The organism is Rhizobium sp. BR 315, assembly GCF_050577975.1.
Taxonomy (GTDB): domain Bacteria; phylum Pseudomonadota; class Alphaproteobacteria; order Rhizobiales; family Rhizobiaceae; genus Rhizobium; species Rhizobium miluonense.
On the sequence record NZ_JARWKZ010000007.1, the window covers coordinates 89387 to 109296 of the forward strand.

Genomic DNA, 19910 nt, shown 5'->3' on the forward strand with positions numbered 1-19910 from the left:
TCGAGACAGTGCCATTGGGCAAGTTCGCAGTCGGACATCAGCCTTGACGACAGGCCTGACTGATCGCGGTGAGTGATCTGGGGGCGAATGGAAAGCTCCGTTCACCTCTTGCTTCTCGTCCGGTCGGTTATACCTATCCCGGACAGGGGTGTCGCTAAAATCGCGGCATCCGTGCCCGTTTTGCTGCTGTTCAGCCCGTTGAGGAGCGGGCCGACCTGAAGGCGCTTGCGAGCGATCGCTAGTAACGACGATCAGCGTTAAACCAAGGAGGAGATGGCATGACTGGGAACAGAGGCGTTGTCTATTTGCGGCCCGGCAAGGTTGAGGTTCGCGATATCGACGACCCGAAACTGGAAGCACCGGACGGCCGGCGCATCGAGCATGGCGTGATCCTGAAGGTGATCTCCACGAACATCTGCGGATCCGATCAGCATATGGTGCGCGGACGCACGACGGCCATGCCGGGCCTGGTGCTCGGGCATGAGATTACCGGACAGGTCATCGAAAAGGGTCTCGATGTCGAAATGCTCGACATCGGCGATATTGTTTCGGTTCCATTCAATGTGGCTTGCGGCCGCTGCCGCTGCTGCAAGTCGCAGGATACGGGCGTCTGCCTGACGGTCAACCCGTCACGCGCTGGCGGTGCCTATGGCTATGTCGACATGGGCGGCTGGATCGGTGGTCAGGCACGCTATGTCATGGTGCCCTATGCGGACTTCAACCTGCTTAAATTCCCTGATCGCGACAAGGCGATGGCGAAGATCCGCGATCTCACCATGCTGTCCGACATCCTGCCGACCGGTTTCCACGGTGCCGTTCGCGCCGGCGTCGGCGTGGGGTCCACGGTCTATGTTGCAGGGGCTGGCCCCGTCGGTCTGGCCGCGGCTGCTTCCGCCCGCATCCTGGGTGCTGCCGTCGTCATGATTGGCGACTTCAACAAGGACCGCCTTGCACACGCGGCCAGGGTTGGGTTCGAGCCGATCGATCTCTCCAAGAGCGATCGCCTCGGCGAGATGATTGCCGAAGTCGTCGGCACCAATGAAGTGGACAGTGCAATCGATGCTGTCGGCTTCGAAGCCCGAGGTCATTCCGGTGGCGAACAGCCGGCTATCGTGCTCAATCAGATGATGGAGATCACGCGTGCGGCGGGCTCGATCGGCATTCCCGGTCTTTACGTTACCGAAGATCCGGGTGCGGTCGATACTGCCGCGAAGCATGGCAGCCTGTCGCTACGCTTCGGCCTCGGCTGGGCGAAGGCGCAGTCTTTCCATACTGGCCAGACACCGGTGATCAAATACAACAGGCAACTCATGCAGGCGATCCTGCATGACAGGTTGCCGATTGCCGATATCGTCAATGCCAAGATCATCTCGCTCGAAGACGCCGCACAGGGCTATGAGAGCTTCGACCAGGGTGCGGCGACGAAGTTTGTTCTCGATCCGCATGGAGAACTGAACGCTGCATGAGCGGGCAGAAGCCGCGCATGAACCTTTACTAACAGAAATGAGCTTGACGCTGGGAACGCGGAGAGATCCTCCGGTTCCCAGCGTCGTTTTGAGCAACTGCTGCGAGTTTGCCGGACAACGAAATGCCGGCAACATATCGGCAATACAGCTCATATCGCCCTATCTTCGCAAGGGGCGACGTAGATGAAGGAGTGCTGTTGCACTGCAGCATCCGCTTGTCACGCGCTCTATTTCAGCTAAAGGCGGCTGGATATTCCCATCCAGGCATTAGCAAGAGCCGATCAACATGAGTGCTCGGCCCCGCAAGATTAGTATTTCATCAAGACCGGAAGTCGGAAATTGTAGAGACACTGAAGCGCGTCTACTAACGATGATGACAGATAATGTTGCCATTATACACATATCTTATACATATATATCGTTATCCATGTGGAACAGCTCGGTTATCGCTTCCGAACAAACGGCCGCCTGGACGAAACGCTAACCTGAAGAGAAACGGACAATGGCAAACTTTCTGGAGAAATGGTCTTCGAAAAAGGCTGAAAAGCCCAAGGCTGGAGCGCGGAATGTAGTCGATACCTTTCGAGCGAGAGTAGCGGAGCAGAAAGCATATCTGGAAGAGTATGAGAAGGACGTCGCCGGCTTCAAGAAGTGGCGTTCCACCTGGTTCCAGCGCGTCCCCGGCGGTTTCGGCGTCACGGTTGGTCGCGACTCGGTCAATGCCGGTGCCGGACTGAGCTATATCGTCGTCGAATCCGTCAAGGAAGTGGCGGAGTTTCTCGAGGATCTAGCCTTTCACGCGGAGAAGGATGCGGGCTTTCAGCAGGCGCTCGAGCAGAACCGTAGGCGTCGTGTCGCGTTGCTGAAAGCAGCCAAGTCGAGTGACGATACGGCCGCTTCCAAGGCAAAGGCAAAACCGGCTGCGGCGAAGCCAGCTGCTGCAAAGCCTGCTGCAAGCAAACCCTCCCCGAAGGTCACTAAGGTGAAGGCTGCTCCTGCAGCAATTGCCGAGGCAGAGAAGCCGAAGCGGGGCCGCAAGCCAAAGGCTGAAGCCGCAGCCGGGTAAGAATAAAGCCCGCCTCGTGCGGGCTTTATCTATTCCAGCAGGCCTCAACTATTTCATCGGCGTCCACGGCGCTTAGCTAGATTGCTGGGCGCCGTTCTTTTGAGGTCGTTACTTAAACCACCAGAGCATGCCGTCCGAAGACATCGGTCATAATGTTCATATGCGCGACGCATAAAATCGAACGATCCTACCAACATGGTTATGAGCTCGCTTGGGATATCGGGATGCATCAGTTGATCGCGATGTTCATCAGCACGGACTACCCGTCGAGTTCTCAATGCAGGGATGAACGAATAGAGTTTACGCAGATATAGTCCGGCACGAAGAGCAGGCTAGATAAGGCGGATGTTTCCGAGATGATAGCGCAGAGAACGAACGTCGTTATCACGGACTTCCGTCAATATACCGCACTCCCATTTGCACGATGCAAGTTGCCAGACTGCTGCTGGCAATAAGTTAAGCATCAACCTTGCGAGTTCCCCCGCAGCTATTGCGTCGCTATCGTTGCGGAACATTTCATCGACTAACAGCAGGTTCGGCAAGAAAGGGATGCCAGTTTGATGATCGAGAGACTGCGGCCGCCGCTTAGAGCATGATGCCTATCGGTGGCAGGTGCTGTGGGCTTAGGCCAAAAGGCCATCGGTCTGAAAATGATACGGAGCTCCGTGCAATGGGTCGTTTCGAGAAGCTCTCGAGTATATCACGCGGGTATCTAGTTCGGAGCGCCTGATCCGCGGGAGGCTCCGAGCAAGGCGTCAATAACACCCTGATGGTGGATATTTCTGTCGAAGCGGCTGTCTCTTGCCAGCTGCATCAATCCCGCGAAAACGTCTTTCGCCGAAGGCTTTTTGCCTTCTCCGCGGAGATAGGTGGTCAGGCGACGATAATTTGCGTTTTCCTTGATTTCGAGGGGATTGCCCCGGCCGATCTTCTTCAGTGGCCACCACGACCAGCCGATGCCGTTCTTTTCCTGCAGCGCGACGGCGCGGACATACCAGTCATTGGTATTCTCACCGGATTCGCCGTTCCAAAGCGGCATGTCGTATTGCTCGCGCAGCTTCAGGAAAGGCTCGATGGATTCCTGTGTCGTTGGCGTCCAGTATTTGTGGAAGCTCAGCGCCGTATTGCTGTCCGCGATCGGCAGCACGTCGGCGTAATTGTTGCCCCAGCAATTGCCTTCGATAATCAGCATGTGATTTTTGTCGATAGCGCGGATCGCTCTTATGGTGCGTTCGTAGAGATCGTGCAGCGGCGCGTTGCCGGTTTCACGGCAGCCGCTTTTATCTTGGCTGTTCTGAAAGCCCCAATTCGGCTCGTTGAGGAGGTCGTAACCGGCAATGGTCGGCTCGTCCTTGTAACGTCGGGCGATCTCGTTCCACAGCGCGATCATCGCCGCCTGGTTCACATGGCTATCCCAGAGCGAAGGGCTGTTCGGATTGCGATCTGAAATGGCGATATCCTGCCCCTGGCCACCGGGCGCTGCATGCAGGTCCAGAATCAGATACATGCCGTTGGCTTTCAACCAGCCGACCAGCGCATCGACGCGCCGAAAACCTTCCTCGTTCCAGACCATACGGCTATTCGTCTTGTGGCTGGGCATCGTCTTGATGAACAGGTTCCAGTGCATCGGCAGGCGAACGCTGTTGAAGCCCCATTTGGCCATCGCGTCGATATCGGCCTTCGTCACGGCATTGTCGCGCCAGGAGCGATAGAACTGCTCGGTCTTCTTCCTGCCGATGATCTCGGAAATGCGGTGTCGAATGATGTGCTGTGCCTTCAGATTGGACAGGCCCATCATATAGCCTTCCTGAACCATCCAGCCTCCGAGGCCGAGGCCGCGCAAGATCAGCGGATTACCGTTGGCATCGACGATTTGCTTGTGATCGGTCCGTACAAATCCTTGTGCCTGCACCGGCGACGCGATCGACACCAGGCAGATGGCAAACAGGCCGGCCAGAAAAAGCAGAAATTGCTTCATGAATCTTCAGTCGCGCGAAACTTTGGCACCAAGTGGGCATGATATGACGCCAGGAATAAAATCGCGCGCCGGCGAAACTCCCCAGATTCTTCCAAGTGGCTTATCCATGCCTGGTGCTTCGCTTCAGTTCGTGGCGACGGAGCCGGATTTTGTTGCATCCTGGTTATCGTTTTGTTGCTGCGGCGTGCGGAAGAACACCGCAGCCGTGAGGTCGATTGCCAGTGCCAGGATCATAGCGGCCGTCCCGATGAAAAAGAGCATCTGGTAGTTTCCGCCGGTTCGGCCGAAGATGAAGGAGAACCCGTAGGCAGCGGCAGCCTGAAACAATGCAAAGAAGACCGTCGCTATGCCCCAGGCGGCTTTCTGCTGTGCCGGATGGTGCGGCAGCAATTCTGCGATCCTACCGAGCATCAGGGGCACGGTTCCGGTCACAAAGGCGCCGACCACAAGGCTCGAGGCGATGAGCCATGACTGCCCAAGGCCGAAGGCAGGAATGGCAACGGCAACTGCTTCAAGCAGAAAGGCAAATCGCATTGCCGCGCCAAAGCCGGTGCGATCCGCGAGATGGCCGGCGAGGATCGGGCCAAGCGTTGCGCCGATCCCGAACAGAACCCAATATTCAGCGCCCACCTGCAGGCCCTTTCCCAATCCGCGGGCGACGAAGTCGACGAGAAAGATCATGTGAGGCACCCAGCCGGCAGCGTTCAATGCATATTCGATATAGAGGGCACGTAGCGTCCCCCGGGCCGGCACTTGGGCGTGATGCTGGATTGGTGCGGGCGATGCCGCGCCGTCCCGCGGCCATCCGGTCCATGCTATAGCGGTCAGCAGTAGCGAGAGCGCGCCGAGGCCGAGCCATGTCTCGCGCAGGCCTTGTTGCAAGAGCAACGGCACCAGCGTTCCCGATAGCGCGACACCCGCGCCTATGCCCATGAAGATCACGCCGCCGGCAAGGCCTCTGCGGGAAGGCGCGACGAGCGGTAGCACGGTCGGCGCTGCCAACACCATCAAAGCGCCGCCGGCAAAACCAGCTGCGAAGCGCCATGCGAAAAACCAGGCGAAATCGATGGGGAAAGCACAAGCAAAGAAAGCCGCCGTTGCCGCAAGCATCATGATCCGCAGCATGGAGACAATAGAAATACGAGCCGCCATCGGGCGTCCGAGCAATGCGCCCGCCAGATAGCCGGAAAGGTTCGCGGCGCCGAGATAGGCTGCAGCGGACTGGTCGAACCAATGCGCATCGACGATCGCCGGCAAAAGCGGCGTATAGGTGAAACGCGCCAGCCCAATGCCGATGAGGCTGGCGCAAAATGCCGATAAGACGGCCCGCCAGGCGGTTTTTGCTGTCGAATGACTGCGATCGATTTCGGGAGCGGCAATCCTAGTCATGTGAACTCTCTTAGCTATCACTGCTTGAGATAATACGTCGCTGGATATATCATTAAAATTGATTTATTATGAGAATAGTTATCTCAAATGGAGATAGGTTAAGCATGGACATATCGGATCTTAGGGTCTTCGAGGCAGTATCCCGGCACGGCAGCATGAACAGGGCAGCCCAGGAGCTGCATACGGTTCAATCGAATGTGACGGCGCGCATCCGGACATTGGAAGAGGAGCTGGGCGTCAGCCTGTTTCAACGGCACGCCCGCGGCGTGTCGACCACGCCTGCCGGGCAGCGCATCCTGCCATTCGTCGGACGCATTACCAAGCTTCTCGCAGATGCGCGCAATGCCGCCCAGGACGATGGCTCGCCGAGTGGAGCGCTGCTTCTTGGCAGCCTGGAGACGACAACCGCCTTGCGACTATCTCCGCTACTCAGCCATTTTGCCATGACTTATCCGGAAGTTCGCCTTGTTGTCACCACGGGCACGACGCGCCGGCTTCTTGACGAAGTACTGGAGTGCAAGCTTGAGGGTGCCTTCGTAGCGGGGCCGGTCAGCCATCCGGAGTTGGAGCACGAGGTAGTATTTCAGGAGGAACTCGTTCTCGTTACCTCCCGCTCCGTGCGTTCAATGGATGATCTGGTAGAGATCATCGACCTCAGGACCATCGTTTTCCAGATCGGCTGTTCCTATCGCCAGCGACTGGAATCGCTTTTGGCGGAGATGGGCATCGTCACCGCAAAGCCTTTAGAGTTTGGCTCACTGGACGCGATCATAAGCTGCGTGTCGGCAGGCGTCGGCATCGCCCTTCTTCCGAAAGGTATCGTGGCCTCGGCATGGCAGGAGGGCAGGGTCGCGGTTCACGAGCTCCCGCCGGAGCGATCGCTCGTGGATACGCTGTTCGTGCGTCGCTCGGACGCTTACACATCGAGCGCGATGACCGCATTTCTCGATATGGTGCGATCGAAATCCGTTCCGCTCAGCTCGAAGCCATGATGTCCTGCCAAGCACTATATGCCGAGAGGACCGTTTCCATCTGCGCAGTGTGACCGGCGACAAATTCGGCGCCGTAAATTGTCTCGTCCGGATATTCGGTGATCAGCGTCACCGGCACCGTGTGGCGATCGTCGATATCTGCAAGGCACGGGAAGCCGTTGATGATGCGGAAGCCTGTTTCGCCGGCATGTGTTTCGTATAGCGCGATCTGCCTGTTGTTGTAGTCCAGCAGCCCCGGAATGGCGCCGAGATGCTTGGTGACTCTGTCCAGAAGCTGTTCTGCCTGCACCGCCCAGCCGGGATGATAGCGGGCGATCAGGAAAAAGCCTTTCGGCAATGTCCACATGGCGAAGTTGCGCGGCACGTAGCCGGAAAGAGGACGGGTCCACTCATGCGCCGGATAGCCGTGCAGGTTGACATGCAGCTGCGCGCCGCTGAGCTTTTCCGCCTGGAAACGAATTTTCTTCTCGTAAAGATATGGGCCGGCATTGTCCTCGGTGCGATATTCGAGGTCGTCGCCGAGCGCGGTGTAACGCGCGGCATGATACATGTGGCGCGGGTTGTCCTTGCGCAGACGCTGGTGCAGCGCATAGCCGTCGGGATTTTCCAGCGGCGAGATGGTGAAATGTGCGCCTTCGATCGCGGCGAGCCGTTGCGCGGCGCGCAGCGCACCGACACCGCCGGTCGTCTCATTGGCGTGTTGCCCACCGCTGATCATCACGGCCGCATCGCGGCCCTTGATATAACGTGCTCTGACCGCGCGTCCGGAGCGTGTGACAGCTTCAAACGCTTCGCCGCCGACCCTGTCGAGTTCGGTGCCGATCTGCTGCACGGCCAGAGGCTCTGTAGCCGTCTCGATCTGCTGTTGCGCGCAGTCCCAGTAGCCCGCGGTCAACGGCCGCGTTTCGACTTTGGCGGAGATTTCGCCGAGGGATTGCAGGATCTGCGGGACGATCTGCCCCGGCTTCAGACCACGGTCGCCAAGCGGTCGGCCGGATTTCTTCTGGAAAAACTCGAGCAGCGAAAAATAGAAGTCCTCGTGCAGCGCTTCCCGAAGGCTCATGACTTCGTCGCCGACAGGCAAGGCCTCGTCGGCCGCCGGTAGTGCAACGCGAATATTGAGCTCCTCGAAATAGGGCTCGGTTGCACCCCAGTCGAACTGCGTAATCGCAGCGATGGTCTCTTCGAAAAGCTGTTCGTAGTCCGTGATCAGTCGTTCGCCTGTCGCGTTGCCACGCACCAGCCAGCCGGTTGGGGAAACGCTCGTTTCACCGGCCACGTCGATATGGACGCGATTGGGTACCAATACTTTGACCCCGCGCTCGCCGCCCGAATTGCTCTTCAACAGAATGTCATAATGGAAATCGCTGTCGGTTCTGGCGATAAAGGTGATATCGCGATTTCCCACCATCGCCGCAAGCGGATAGGCTTCCAGCCGGAAACGGTTGGCGGGCGCATTGGCGTGCACGGGATAGTGGATCTCGATTGCTTCCACGTCCTGCAGATCGATTTCCTCGAGAAACGCATGGACGAGGGGCTTATAAGCGCTGTGGATGAGCGCTTGCACGCCCTTTTCCTTGAGTTTGCGCTCCGCATCTGCGCGGCTGAGCCTGTCGTCGAAAGTCCACGCCTCGAACTTCTCGCCGGCCTTGGCATTAGCGACGAGTTGGGAAAGCGTCCGCTCGAAACTTCTTTCGAAAATCATGGTCATGATGTCTTACCTTGTCGTTCTGCCTGTTGGGTCGAGGCTGTCGCGTAGCCAGTCACCCAGGAGGTTGAGGCCGAGTACGGTGAGCAGGATGGCAAGGCCCGGGAAAAGACTGACCCACCAGGCCGTCTGCAGATAGGTGCGTCCATCGGCCAGCATGCCGCCCCAGCTCGGGATCGTGGGATCGACGCCGAGCCCGAGGAAGGTGAGGCTGCTTTCGAGGAGGATATTGTTGGCGATGTTCAGCGTCATCAACACGATCACCGGTCCCAGAAGGTTTGGCAGCAGATGCTGGAAGATGATGCGCCAGTCTTTCACGCCGATGGCGCGCGCAGAGAGGATGAATTCCCGTTCGCGCAGGGTCAGCACCGATCCGCGGACGAGACGGGCATATTGCACCCACTGCGATACGATCAGCAGGATGATGGTGTTGGTTAGGCTGCCGCCGACGATGGCGATGAAGGTGATCGCCAGCAGAATGAAGGGCATGGCAAGCTGAATATCCGCAAAGCGCATCAGGATCATGTCCCAGATGCCGCGATAGTAGCCGGCGGCAAGACCCACCAGTACGCCGAGAACGACGCCACCGATGACTGAGGTAAGGCCGACCAGCAGCGATATTCTGCCGCCGGCGACAACGCGGGCAAGAACATCACGCCCGAGAGGATCCGTTCCGAGCGGATGAGCGAGGCTGGCAAAGGGTCTTGCAAGGCGGGCCATCAGATCGATCTTCTCCGCGCCGCCTGGAAAGAGTACGTCCGAGAATATGGCTGCAAGGCAGATGACGACGGTAAGCAACGCGCCGACGATGAATTCAAAGCTGTGGAAGCGCGAACGGCTTGATGTCGTGGCGGCCATGGGCGGTTACTCCGTGCGGATACGGGGATCGACAAGCCCGTAGGCGATATCGACCAGCAGATTGACGCCGACGATGAACAGGGCCAGCACAGTGATGACACCCTGCAGCAACGGATAGTCACGCGCAGCCACGGCGTCGAAGGCCAGGGTTCCGAGACCTGGCCAGTTGAAGACCCGCTCGATGACGACGATGCCGCCGAGCAGTCCGCCGAACTGGATACCGAAATAGGTAATCAGCGGAATGGCGCAGTTGCGCAGGGCATGCTTGTAAAGCACCTTGCTCTCGCTGAGGCCTTTGGCGCGTGCGACCATGATATATTGCGACTGCAAGGTTTCCAGCATGGCTGTGCGCACCAGTCGCACATTCGTCGCCGTCAGGATGACGCCCATGGTCAAAGCAGGCATGACATAGCTCGCAACCCCGACCATGCCGCTCGGTGGCAGCCAGCCGAGGGTGATCGAAAAGAACAGCACCATCATCAGCGCCAGCCAGAAATTCGGGAAGGAAAGCCCAAGCAGCGAGAGAACGCGAATGATCTGGTCAGCGGTCTTGCCACGCGCCGTCGCGGCCTTGATGCCGAGCGGAATGGAAAGCACGATCGATATTGCCATTGCGATGAAGGCGAGCAGCAGGGTCGCGGGCAGGGCATCGGCGATCAACCGCGAAACAGGCGTGCCGCCGGTGAAGCTGCGCCCGAGATCCAGCGTCAGCAGGCCCTTCAGGAAGGTCATATATTGGACGATGAACGGCTGGTCCGTGCCGAGTGCTGCGCGGATGCGCGCCAGATCGTCTTCCGTTATGCTGCCACCGCCCTGAAACATCATCACGGCGGGATCGCCGGTGAGGCGAATGGCGAAGGAGACGAGAAGTGTGATGGCGATGACGACGAAAATCGCCTGCAACAATCGCTTGATGAGAAAACCGGCCACGTTCTTTTTTCCGAAGTTTCCAGAATGAACGCCGCCGGTGATACCGGCGGCGTTACGCTTGACGATTACTCGACCGTGACTTCGTTCAGCTTGATGCGGGTGTCCGGCGCAGGCACGAAGCCCTTGACCCGCTTGCTGATGCCGTAGATCGCGTTGGAATTATAGAGCGGCAGCTCCAGCGCCTTGTCGGCGACATACTTGCCGATATCCCTGAGGATCTTCTCCCGTTCGGCGCGATCGGTGAGCGGGCGCTGGGATTCCAGAAGCTTGTCCAGCGTCGCATCCTTTTCGTAAGGATTCCATTTTTCGCCGGAGTGGTACATCGCATAGGCGGTATTGTCGAAATCGAAGGTCCAGCCGCCCCACTTCTCCTGGAACATCGCGCCGGTCTTGCCTTGCGGGATGATGTCGTTGAGCATGACGTTGGTTTCATAGGGTTTCAGGGTGGCGGTGAGGCCGACCATCTGCAGATAGCTTGCGACGACCTGGGCCACCTCGTTCATGGTTGCGTCATTGCCGCGAATGTCGATCTGGATGGTCGCGCCAGGCTTCGCGCCGGCTTCGGCAAGCAGCTTCTTGGCACCTGCCGGATCATAGGGAAGCGGCTTCAGCGAGGGATCGTAGCCGAAGGACAATGCACTCTGGAAGCTGGTGATTTCTGCGCCCTGGCCGACGAGGATCGACTTGACGATCGTCGTACGGTCGACGGCCATGATGATCGCCTTGCGCACGCGCGGATCAGCGGTAATGCCGTCGCGAGTGTTGAAGCGCAGCGCGTCGACCGTCGGGCCGGGAACGCTGGCGATCTCCAGCTTGGAATCGCCCTGGATGACCGGGATCATGCCGATCGGGATGATCGGGGGAATGACGAGATCGACGCGGCCGGCCTGAAGCTCGGCGACCGCGGTCGCGGGCTCGCTGATGAAGCGATATTCGAGTTCGGAGAGCTTCGGCGCACCACCCCAGTAGTCCGGATTGGCCGCGAGCTTGATATTCACTTTCGGCGAATAGGAGACGAACTTGAACGCACCGGTGCCGACTGGGTTGAGATTGAAATAGTCCTCGCCCTTTTCCTTGATGTACTTCGGCGGGACGATCATGGCGCCATAGCCGGAAAGCTTCGTCAAGAGGACCGGATCGGGCGTCTTCAGCTTCATGTCGACGGTGTAGTCGTCGATGATATCAACGCTTTCGATCGACGTGTAGTTCGAGCGCTGCGGGCCCTTGGCGCCCTGTTCGCCGAGCAGGCGATCGAAGGTGAACTTTACCGATTCCGCATTGAAGGGCTCGCCATCATGGAATTTGACGTTATGGCGCAGCTTGAAGCGGATGCGCTTGCCTTGGTCCAGTTCTTCCCAGGATTCTGCAAGACCCGGCACCAGCTTGAGATCGGGGCCGCGATAGGTCAGACCGTCGAAAATATTGGTCGAGACGGCAGCCCAGGCCACGAGAAACGTGTCGATCGGATCCCAGCTGCCGGGATCCTGTGGCGAGGCGACGGTCATCTTGCCGGCGGCAAGAGCGGGGGCGGCGTTGACGGTGACGCCCGACAAGGCGAGCACCGCAAGAGCGGTTCTCAGTCCCCATTTCATTTTTTTCATCGAACCTGTTTCCTCTTCAGATCGTTGCAAAAAGATAGCGGTCGTTCAGGCGCTTTTGGCGATGAAATGACCCGCACCGATTTCCTCGCGAGTAAGAATGGGCGGCTCATCGCCGACACGGCGAACGGGATTTGGAATTTCGCCTTCGATCAGCGCGGTCTTACGCTCGACAGTGGGGTCGGCGACGGGCACGGCGGAAAGCAGGCGGCGGGTATAATCATGCATCGGCGTCTCAAAGACCTGCCGGCGGCTGCCCATTTCCATGATCTGTCCGAGATAGAGCACGGCGACCCGATGGCTTATCTTTTCCACCACCGCCATGTCATGGCTGATGAAGAGATAGGCAAGTCCGCGTTCGGCCTGCAGATCCATGAACAGGTTGATGATTTGCGCCTGGATCGACACGTCGAGCGCCGACAGCGCTTCATCCGCGATGATGAGCTTGGGGTCGGAGGCAAGCGCGCGGGCGATGCAGACGCGCTGGCGCTGGCCGCCGGAGAATTCGTGCGGATAACGCTCGGCATGGGCCGATGTCAGGCCGACGCGCTCCAGAAGCTCGTCCACGCGGCGGCGAACTTCCTTTGATCCGGAAATGATGCCATGCGTGTTGATGGGCTCGGCAATCGAAAAGCCGACCGTTTTGCGTGGATCGAGCGAAGCGAAAGGATCTTGGAAAATATACTGCACGTCCCGGCGCATGCGGAAACGCTCCGCCGCCGACATCGCGGCAAAGTTCTTGCCGTCGAAGGAAATCTCGCCCGCCCGCGCCTTTTGCAATTGCTGGATGGTGCGGCCGATCGTCGACTTGCCGGAGCCGGATTCTCCGACCAGAGCGAGGGTTTCGCCCGGATGAATGTCAAAACCGACCTTCTGGACGGCATTGCAGCGGTGCGTGACCTGGCCGAATATGTTCTTTTTTATGTCGAAGCGCACGAAGAGGTCGCGTACCGACAATAGCGGCGGTTGATCGTAGCGAGCGGTGTTCTGAATCCGCTCCTCGCCGACGATCTTCGGTTCGCCGCCCTCGAGAACGATGAGGGGCGAACGTTTGGGAAAGTCCTCGCCGGCCATGCTGCCGAGCTTCGGGACAGCTGCGAGTAAGGCGCGGGTATAGGGATGCTTCGGATTGGCGAATATCTCGCGAACCGGCCCTTCCTCGACCTTTTTTCCCTGCCACATGACCACCACGTCGTCGGCCATTTCGGCGACGACACCCATGTCATGCGTGATGAAGATCATGCCCATGCCGAGATCCTTCTGCAGCTCCCGCATGATGTTCAGGATCTGCGCCTGGATGGTGACGTCGAGCGCCGTCGTGGGCTCGTCGGCGATCAGCAGCTTGGGACGGCAGGCGAGAGCCATGGCGATCATCACGCGCTGGCGCATGCCGCCCGAGAGCTGATGCGGATAGCGCCTCAGCAGCGCTTCGGCATCGGGCAGCCGCACCATTTCGAGAAGGCGGCGCGCTTCGGCCTGCGCGGCGGATTTGCCGATATCTTCATGCAGCAGAAGGACTTCGCAGATCTGGTCGCCGATCGTGAAGACCGGATTGAGTGAGGTCATCGGCTCCTGGAAGATCATGGCGATCTCCTTGCCGCGGATGGATCGGATTTCCTTCTGCGAAACCTTGAGAAGATCTTTGCCGCTGAAAGTAATGCTGCCGGTCTCGAAACGGGCGCCCATCATGTCGGCAAGCCGCATGATCGAAAGCGACGTCACCGATTTTCCCGAGCCGGATTCGCCGACGACAGCGAGCGTCCGGCCGGGTGCCACGGAAAAGGAAAGTCCTTCCACCACGCGATTTTCGCCGAATCGTATCGTCAAATCCGAGACTGACAGAAGCGGCTTGTTCGTGTCCGTCGCCATTGTCATATACTCACCTTGGTATTGGGTGGGTTGCTCCTGAAGCTTCCGGAATTCTGCGGATTGATAGGCGCGATCTGCAATTCCATTCTCACTCTATCCCAGACGGCAACGATATCGTTCTTTGACGTGAACGCGCTGGAGTTCCCTCCGAGATCGCCGCTTGGATTGGACAATGGCATGTTGCCGCCCGCAACCATTTTGATTCTGGAAAGCCAAGCGACTTTTTCCTCCAAAGCAGGCGCCTCACGATCGTCTATATCCGCGTTCCCACCATATTTGTTAGGGCATGAGATAGCATCAAGCAACAATCTGGTCTACATTGTTGAACAATTTTCGTGATGCGCACGGAAAATTAGGCGGAAGTCGCGCCAGATCGTCCAACGGACCGGCATCGTCGAAGACGTGAATTAATAGTTGTGGTCAGGAATCCGATTGCTTGCGAGCCGTCGCAGCGATGCATAGCCTGGCGGAAAGCGCAGGGGGTGGACAGGCACCTGCAGCTGATCTGCCCCCGGGCGCCAGGAGAGCAAATGAAGCAGACAAACCTCGCGAGTATCGAGCCGACGTCGGGTACGGCGGAAGCCGGACAGACGGTTACGGAATTGACTGCGGCGCGGATCCGCGAACGGGTGATCAGCGGAACGCTGTCGCCGGGCAGCCACCTTTCCGAAGCGGCCTTGTGCGAGGAGTTGCAGGTTTCACGCAATACGCTGCGCGAGGTTTTTCGGCTGCTGACAAAGGAAGGCGTGCTGCGCCACGAGGCCAACCGCGGCGTGTTTGTCACCACACCGAGCATGTCGACCATCATGGACATCTTCCACATTCGCCGGCTGATAGAGTGCTCGGCGCTTGCCGGCGCCCATCATCGTCATCCGAGCGTCAGCAAGATGCGGGCGGCGGTGGACGCCGCGGTCCGGTATCGTGACCTCGGAGAATGGCTCAACGTCGGCAGCGCGGACATTGCCTTTCATACCGCTATTGTCGAGCTGGCGGACAGCCCGCGGCTCTCGGCATTCTACGCGCAAATCTCCCTCGAGCTGCGCCTGGTGTTCGGTCTGATACGTGATCCCGAGTACCTCCATGCTCCCTATGTGGGGCAGAACGCCACGATCCTGTCCCATCTTGAGGAGGGAGCAACGGCGAGCGCAGCCGAAGCGCTGGAGAAATATCTTTATCAAGCCGAACGGTTCATCCTGGCCGCCTATTCCAGAGCGATTCCCAGCTGAAGGCGCAGCCGAGATATTCATTGTGGAAATCATAGCCGGATAGGTTGTGTCTCCAAGCAAACATTTGCGTCACACGCGGCTTTGGCGGCAGGATCCCTGCTATCCGGGGCGAAATCGTGATTCCATCCGCCTAGACAGGCTGATCTTGGCTGTCGTCGATCAGGGCGACCATGCACGTCGAACCGGAATACGTTAAATAGGCAACCGGCTACTACGGATTGAGATGGAATGGACGCGCAATCCTTGAAAGGCTCCAGCAGGACCACGGCAATTCAGCAGGTATGGGCTTCACAGCTCTATCGCGGTGCGACGCTCGCTCTGTTTCTCTCGGGGCTGGGAACCTCGGCTTCGCTGCCGCAGATCGTCGTTTTCCTGGTGAAGGAGCTTGGGACATCGATGCCTGTGGCCGGGCTTTATTATCTGACGGGCCTGACTGCGCCGGTTGCCGGCTATCTGGTCGGCCGCTACTCCGACCGGACAGGCAAACGCCTCAGCCTGTTCCGACTATGTGCCATGGCCGGCTTTCTCGGATGGATGGGCTTTGCACTTTCGAATGCACCCTGGATGCCGTTCGTTATCGGCGCCGTCGTTCTGGCGTTCTCCGGCTCCGCCACATCGCAGCTTTTCACGGCCATTCATGACGATCTGAAGAGAAACCCGGCGGGCGCGAACGAAAGCGTGGTCGCAGTCATCCGGATGGCGTTGACGGCAGGCTGGATCGTCGGCCCGTTTATCGGCGCGTGGCTGGCGGCAGAAACGGGTCTGCGCACCATGTTCTGGGCAACGGCCATTTGTTTCGTGGCGCAGATCGTCCCCCTGGGAACCCTGAGCGTCTCGTCGAGCCCTAAGCCAAAAACAACGCATGCGACCGATAGGACCAGCTCGCTCAGCTGGTCAGATATGGTGCCGCTTCTAGCCTTCACCGGCCTCTACGTGCTCGTCTATGCCGGCGAGCCCATCAAATACGGCTTCCTTCTGCTTTACATGGAGGAGAACCTCGGGATCGATCCTGGCGTGCGCGGTGCGGTTATCGGAACGCAGCCGCTGATCGAGCTTATTCTGATGCCGTTCAGCGTCATGCTGGCCCGACGGATCGGCACGCTCTGGCTGATGTGCATCGCGGCGGCATTCGGCGTCGTCGCCAATTTGTGTTTTGCTGCTTGGCCAAGCGCCACCGGCATGTTTGCCGGGCAGACGCTGATGGGCGGCGTCTGGGGGCTTTACATGGTGCTGGGGCTGATCGTTGCCCAGCGTCTTCTTCCCAATGCCGTCGCAACCGCCTCCGCCATCTTCATGAGCTCTTCTGCGCTGGCCATGGCGCTTGGCGGCGGTGTCGGCGGCATCGGTGTCGCATACCTTGGCCTTCCGAATGTTTTCTACCTGCCCGCGGCGTTCTCGCTGGTGGCCGTTGTCGGCTTGGCGATCATGGCGCGCCGCGGCGTCATCCGGTAGCGCGCCGCCTCTTCATGGTGCTGCCATTATTTTGCTTTGGCAGGTTTCGGACAACCCCAAACCTGTTAAAAGCCCTGTGCCCAGCTACCGGGTGATTTGCCAGACCCTCGACATCACAGATGACCCGCCTCCTTCCTGACGTTTTTCGCGACCCGACGATCCGGGTGAGCATGCTTGCCATTTTTGCCTTCGGCTTTGCCGGAGCGGCGACCTCTCCCTATCAGTCCGTCGTGGGCATCCGCGAGCTTGGGCTGAGCAATGGACTGTATTCGGCGCTAATCTTTTGTGCGGCTGCGGTGAATGTCGTCGTCAGCATTCTCCTCGGAAATCTGGCGGATAGGATCGGCGAATATCGCACGATGATGCTGACGGTCGCCATCTTCGGCGCTCTGGGCTATGGCGCCGTCTATATCGTGCCGGCGCAGGCGACCTTCGTTCTCAGCGCATTGTTCCTCCTCCCGATTTACGGCTCCCTCAATTCGCTGCTCTTTGCCAATGTCAGGGTTGCGACGAGGGGGATGGAGCGCAATGATGTCGCGACCGTCAACTCGGGCGTCCGGGCGATGATTTCGCTCTCCTGGGTCCTCGTGCCGGGAATTACCGGAGCATTGCTTGTGAACTCCGAGAGCATGTTGCCCGCTTATCTTTTTGCCGGCCTGGCCTGTGCCGCCTGCTTCGGATTGATTGCCGTCTTCCTTCCGCGCCAGAACGGCACCGATGCAGCGGCAACGCGCCATCTCTCCTATCTTGCGGCACTTGGGCAGGTCATCTCGCCGCCCGTATTCGTGCGTGTGATTGCAGTGGCGTTGATCAGCAGCACGCTTCACGTCAATGGCGCTATCCTGCCTCTTGTCGTCACCGGCGCGGCGCATGGAACCGTCGCCGACATCGGGGTTCTCGTCGGGATCGTCGCGCTTCTCGAAGTCATCTTCATCGTCGTATGGGGACGCGCCCAGCGGATCATGAGCCACGTCACGGCGCTCGCGATCGGCACGGTGATCTATGTGATTTATCTGCTGCTGCTCGGCCTGGCATCGGCGCCATGGCATATGTATGCCCTGACGCTGGTCAGCGGCATCGGCGCGGCGGCTCTTATCAGTATTCCGATCACATACTTGCAGGACCTGATTGCCGAGCGCCCTGGGCTCGGCAGCGCCTTGATTTCGGTCAATATTTTCTTGAGCGCCGGCCTGAGCGCGCTCCTTTTTGCGCTTGGAACGGCCGTGAGCAGCTATTCCGGAACAGCAATTATCGGCGCTTTCGCCGGACTGTCTGGGCTCGCCATGCTGCTCTACTGCGACGGCGTGAGACGGCGTCGATAGGGATATCACGAGCCTTTTCCGACGATTCGCTGCGGACCTGAACATCCGTTGACGAACGGATGGCATTCAGCTAGTTGTAAAGTCATCTGATGACTTGATGAAATTCAATCATGCGCGCTCTGACCAAAACGACGCTCGCGGATACAGCCGTGGAGGCAATTCGCAGCGAAATCATTGCCCAACGCTGGGGTGTCGGCGAAAAGCTGCCGAATGAGGCCGCTCTTTCCTCGATGCTTTCCGTCAGTCGCGGCACAATCCGCGAAGCTGTGCGAGTGCTGGCTTCGCAGGGCTATCTTGAGACGCGGCAGGGGTCTGGCACCTATGTGCGCTCGACGGCTGATTTCGGTCGTCCGCTCGACGTGGCGCGTCGCGCCGGATTGAGGGACCAATTCGAAGCCCGACTGGCTCTCGAGGTCGAAGCCGCGCGGCTGACTGCTCTGCGCCATACTCCGGAGGTGATTTCGCAATTGCACGCGCTGCTTGCTGCGCGAGGAAATTACAGCGGGGAAGACAAGGCGGGCTTCATCAAGCGCGATCTTGCCTTCCATAAGGCGGTCGTTGCCGCCTCGCGGAACTTGGCGCTGGTCGAGATTTACGATTTCTTCTCCATGTCGATCGCGGAAACCATCGAGGCGACGCTCGGGGAAGAGGTTCCGGAGCCGGACATGCAGGCGCATGTCGCCGTCGTCGACGCCATTGCGTCCGGTAATCCTGAAGCGGCCGATGCTGCAGTGCGCCGCTTCATGGCTCCCGTTATTGCCACACTTGATCGGTTACTGATGTCATGACCATGTCTCCGCAAAATGCCGCCTCCCTCGAAATGATCGACGCCGAGGCCGATGAAATTCCGCCGCCGCAGCCTCACAGGGGTAAATCGCCGATTGGCAGATTTATTCTTGGCGTGAGCCTGGTCCTGATTGCATTCAGTCTCCGGCCGGTCTTTTCCAGCGCGTCGGCGCTGCTGCCGGAGATCCGGGCCGGGCTTGGCCTGTCGGCGTCCGGCACCAGCATCCTCACGACATTGCCGGTGGTCTGCCTGGGATTGTTTTCACCGCTTGCGCCCAGGCTCGCGCAGCGGTTGGGAACGGAGCGCGTCCTGCTTGGCGTGATCCTGCTGCTCGCTTTGGGCACGGCGCTGCGCGGCTTCTCCTCGATTCCAATGCTGTTCTTCGGAACTGCGCTGGCCGGCGCGTGCATCGCGATCGGCAACGTGCTTTTACCCGGCGTCGTCAAGCGCGATTTCCCGGACAAGGCAGCCCTGATGACGGGCTGCTACACGATGGCGCTGTGTGCCGGCGCGGCGAGTGCGGCGGGGCTGACGCTTCCCATCGAGCATGCGCTTGGCGGATCGCTGGGTGGTGCGCTGGCTGTCTGGGCTCTCCCGGCTGTGGTGGTCGGGCTTCTCTGGCTGCCGCAGGTCATCGGAACGCGCAACCAGGTTCGTCGCAGCGGTTTTCGCGTAACGGGCCTGTGGACCGATCCCATCGCCTGGCAGGTGACGCTCTTCATGGGGCTGCAATCGGCGCTCGCTTATTGCGTCTTCGGCTGGCTCGTCCCCATTCTGCGCGAACGCGGCCTCGATGGTGTGACAGCTGGCGCCATTGTCTCCGTCTCGGTCATGGTACAGGCCGCCGCCTGCCTGGTTGCCCCCCATATCGCCGTCAAGGGTAAGGATCAGCGCGCCATCAATGTCATCCTCTGCGCGATCGCTGTCGTTGCGTTGCTTGGCTTGCTCTTTGCTCCGCTTTGGACGGTCTGGTTCTGGGCAGTACTTCAGGGCATCGGGCAGGGCGGACTGATCGCCGTGGCGCTGACCGTCATCGTGTTACGTTCCCCGGATGCACATATCGCCGCGCATCTTTCCGGCATGGCGCAATTCGTCGGCTATCTGCTTGCAGCCATCGGCCCGCTCATTGTCGGCATGATCCATGGCTGGACGGGTAGCTTTGCCTGGTGCTCCGTTCTGTTCGTCCTGCTCGGTCTTTGCGCTGCCATCAACGGCTGGTTTGCCGGTCGCGCGATTACCGTCAATGCCAAGACCGCCGAGATCCTATAG

15 protein-coding genes are annotated in these 19910 nt (G+C 59.2%); 8 read left to right on the forward strand and 7 right to left on the reverse strand.

Going from position 1 to position 19910, the window contains the following annotated elements; all coding sequences use genetic code 11:
• Nucleotides 1-278 precede the first annotated feature (278 nt).
• Together fdhA and QD409_RS10475 are read left to right on the forward strand one after the other, a co-directional pair.
• A complete protein-coding gene (fdhA, locus tag QD409_RS10470; protein WP_430762656.1) occupies nucleotides 279-1466 on the forward strand; it encodes a formaldehyde dehydrogenase, glutathione-independent in 1188 nt (395 codons plus the stop codon).
• Nucleotides 1467-1968: 502 nt separating this feature from the next.
• Complete coding sequence (locus QD409_RS10475) at nucleotides 1969-2532, forward strand: hypothetical protein (protein WP_430762657.1); 564 nt, start codon at nucleotides 1969-1971, stop codon at nucleotides 2530-2532.
• Between the two features lie 712 nt (nucleotides 2533-3244).
• Here QD409_RS10475 and QD409_RS10480 read toward each other — a convergent pair.
• The gene (locus tag QD409_RS10480) at nucleotides 3245-4510 is read right to left on the reverse strand and encodes a glycoside hydrolase family 5 protein (protein WP_430762658.1); all 1266 of its coding nucleotides are present in this window, start codon (nucleotides 4508-4510) and stop codon (nucleotides 3245-3247) included.
• A 123-nt stretch (nucleotides 4511-4633) separates the two neighbouring features.
• A complete protein-coding gene (locus QD409_RS10485) occupies nucleotides 4634-5899 on the reverse strand; it encodes a YbfB/YjiJ family MFS transporter (protein ID WP_430762659.1) in 1266 nt (421 codons plus the stop codon).
• 104 nt (nucleotides 5900-6003) lie between these two features.
• Between QD409_RS10485 and QD409_RS10490 the strand changes: the two genes are divergently transcribed.
• On the forward strand, nucleotides 6004-6891 hold the full coding sequence (locus QD409_RS10490; protein WP_430762660.1) for a LysR substrate-binding domain-containing protein: 888 nt from the start codon (nucleotides 6004-6006) through the stop codon (nucleotides 6889-6891).
• On the opposite strand, the gene QD409_RS10495 is transcribed toward QD409_RS10490, so the two are convergent.
• The 5 genes from QD409_RS10495 to QD409_RS10515 form a co-directional block, all read right to left on the reverse strand.
• Nucleotides 6875-8602 carry a M14 family metallopeptidase gene (locus tag QD409_RS10495; RefSeq protein WP_430762661.1) on the reverse strand — a complete coding sequence of 576 codons (1728 nt, stop codon included), beginning with the start codon at nucleotides 8600-8602 and terminating at the stop codon, nucleotides 6875-6877. The genes QD409_RS10490 and QD409_RS10495 overlap by 17 nt on opposite strands.
• 6 nt (nucleotides 8603-8608) lie before the next feature.
• Complete coding sequence (locus QD409_RS10500; protein ID WP_430762662.1) at nucleotides 8609-9457, reverse strand: ABC transporter permease; 849 nt, start codon at nucleotides 9455-9457, stop codon at nucleotides 8609-8611.
• 6 nt (nucleotides 9458-9463) lie between these two features.
• On the reverse strand, nucleotides 9464-10387 hold the full coding sequence (locus QD409_RS10505) for an ABC transporter permease (protein WP_092844600.1): 924 nt from the start codon (nucleotides 10385-10387) through the stop codon (nucleotides 9464-9466).
• 65 nt (nucleotides 10388-10452) lie between these two features.
• Nucleotides 10453-11988, reverse strand: a complete 1536-nt coding sequence (locus QD409_RS10510) for an ABC transporter substrate-binding protein (protein WP_430762663.1) — start codon at nucleotides 11986-11988, stop codon at nucleotides 10453-10455.
• Nucleotides 11989-12033: 45 nt separating this feature from the next.
• Complete coding sequence (locus tag QD409_RS10515; RefSeq protein WP_430762664.1) at nucleotides 12034-13860, reverse strand: dipeptide ABC transporter ATP-binding protein; 1827 nt, start codon at nucleotides 13858-13860, stop codon at nucleotides 12034-12036.
• A 524-nt stretch (nucleotides 13861-14384) separates the two neighbouring features.
• Here QD409_RS10515 and QD409_RS10520 point away from each other — a divergent pair.
• The 5 genes from QD409_RS10520 (at nucleotide 14385) to QD409_RS10540 (ending at nucleotide 19910) form a co-directional block, all read left to right on the forward strand.
• Entirely contained in the window at nucleotides 14385-15080 is a 696-nt protein-coding gene (locus QD409_RS10520) for a GntR family transcriptional regulator (RefSeq protein WP_430762665.1), read from the forward strand.
• Nucleotides 15081-15308: 228 nt separating this feature from the next.
• Nucleotides 15309-16532 carry an MFS transporter gene (locus QD409_RS10525; RefSeq protein WP_430762666.1) on the forward strand — a complete coding sequence of 408 codons (1224 nt, stop codon included), beginning with the start codon at nucleotides 15309-15311 and terminating at the stop codon, nucleotides 16530-16532.
• A 119-nt stretch (nucleotides 16533-16651) separates the two neighbouring features.
• Nucleotides 16652-17854 carry an MFS transporter gene (locus QD409_RS10530; RefSeq protein WP_430762667.1) on the forward strand — a complete coding sequence of 401 codons (1203 nt, stop codon included), beginning with the start codon at nucleotides 16652-16654 and terminating at the stop codon, nucleotides 17852-17854.
• Between the two features lie 110 nt (nucleotides 17855-17964).
• Complete coding sequence (locus QD409_RS10535; protein ID WP_430762668.1) at nucleotides 17965-18642, forward strand: FadR/GntR family transcriptional regulator; 678 nt, start codon at nucleotides 17965-17967, stop codon at nucleotides 18640-18642.
• Nucleotides 18639-19910: a CynX/NimT family MFS transporter gene (locus tag QD409_RS10540; protein WP_430762669.1), complete on the forward strand. Its 1272-nt coding sequence runs from the start codon at nucleotides 18639-18641 to the stop codon at nucleotides 19908-19910. Before QD409_RS10535 ends, QD409_RS10540 begins: the two co-directional genes overlap by 4 nt.

Bases quoted from the DNA above. Each gene is read 5' to 3' on its own strand.
- fdhA (WP_430762656.1), top strand. From the start codon at position 279: ATGACTGGGAACAGAGGCGTTGTCTATTTGCGGCCCGGCAAGGTTGAG.
- QD409_RS10475 (WP_430762657.1), top strand. From the start codon at position 1,969: ATGGCAAACTTTCTGGAGAAATGGTCTTCGAAAAAGGCTGAAAAGCCC.
- QD409_RS10480 (WP_430762658.1), bottom strand. From the start codon at position 4,510: ATGAAGCAATTTCTGCTTTTTCTGGCCGGCCTGTTTGCCATCTGCCTG.
- QD409_RS10485 (WP_430762659.1), bottom strand. From the start codon at position 5,899: ATGACTAGGATTGCCGCTCCCGAAATCGATCGCAGTCATTCGACAGCA.
- QD409_RS10490 (WP_430762660.1), top strand. From the start codon at position 6,004: ATGGACATATCGGATCTTAGGGTCTTCGAGGCAGTATCCCGGCACGGC.
- QD409_RS10495 (WP_430762661.1), bottom strand. From the start codon at position 8,602: ATGACCATGATTTTCGAAAGAAGTTTCGAGCGGACGCTTTCCCAACTC.
- QD409_RS10500 (WP_430762662.1), bottom strand. From the start codon at position 9,457: ATGGCCGCCACGACATCAAGCCGTTCGCGCTTCCACAGCTTTGAATTC.
- QD409_RS10510 (WP_430762663.1), bottom strand. From the start codon at position 11,988: ATGAAAAAAATGAAATGGGGACTGAGAACCGCTCTTGCGGTGCTCGCC.
- QD409_RS10515 (WP_430762664.1), bottom strand. From the start codon at position 13,860: ATGACAATGGCGACGGACACGAACAAGCCGCTTCTGTCAGTCTCGGAT.
- QD409_RS10520 (WP_430762665.1), top strand. From the start codon at position 14,385: ATGAAGCAGACAAACCTCGCGAGTATCGAGCCGACGTCGGGTACGGCG.
- QD409_RS10525 (WP_430762666.1), top strand. From the start codon at position 15,309: ATGGACGCGCAATCCTTGAAAGGCTCCAGCAGGACCACGGCAATTCAG.
- QD409_RS10530 (WP_430762667.1), top strand. From the start codon at position 16,652: ATGACCCGCCTCCTTCCTGACGTTTTTCGCGACCCGACGATCCGGGTG.
- QD409_RS10535 (WP_430762668.1), top strand. From the start codon at position 17,965: ATGCGCGCTCTGACCAAAACGACGCTCGCGGATACAGCCGTGGAGGCA.
- QD409_RS10540 (WP_430762669.1), top strand. From the start codon at position 18,639: ATGACCATGTCTCCGCAAAATGCCGCCTCCCTCGAAATGATCGACGCC.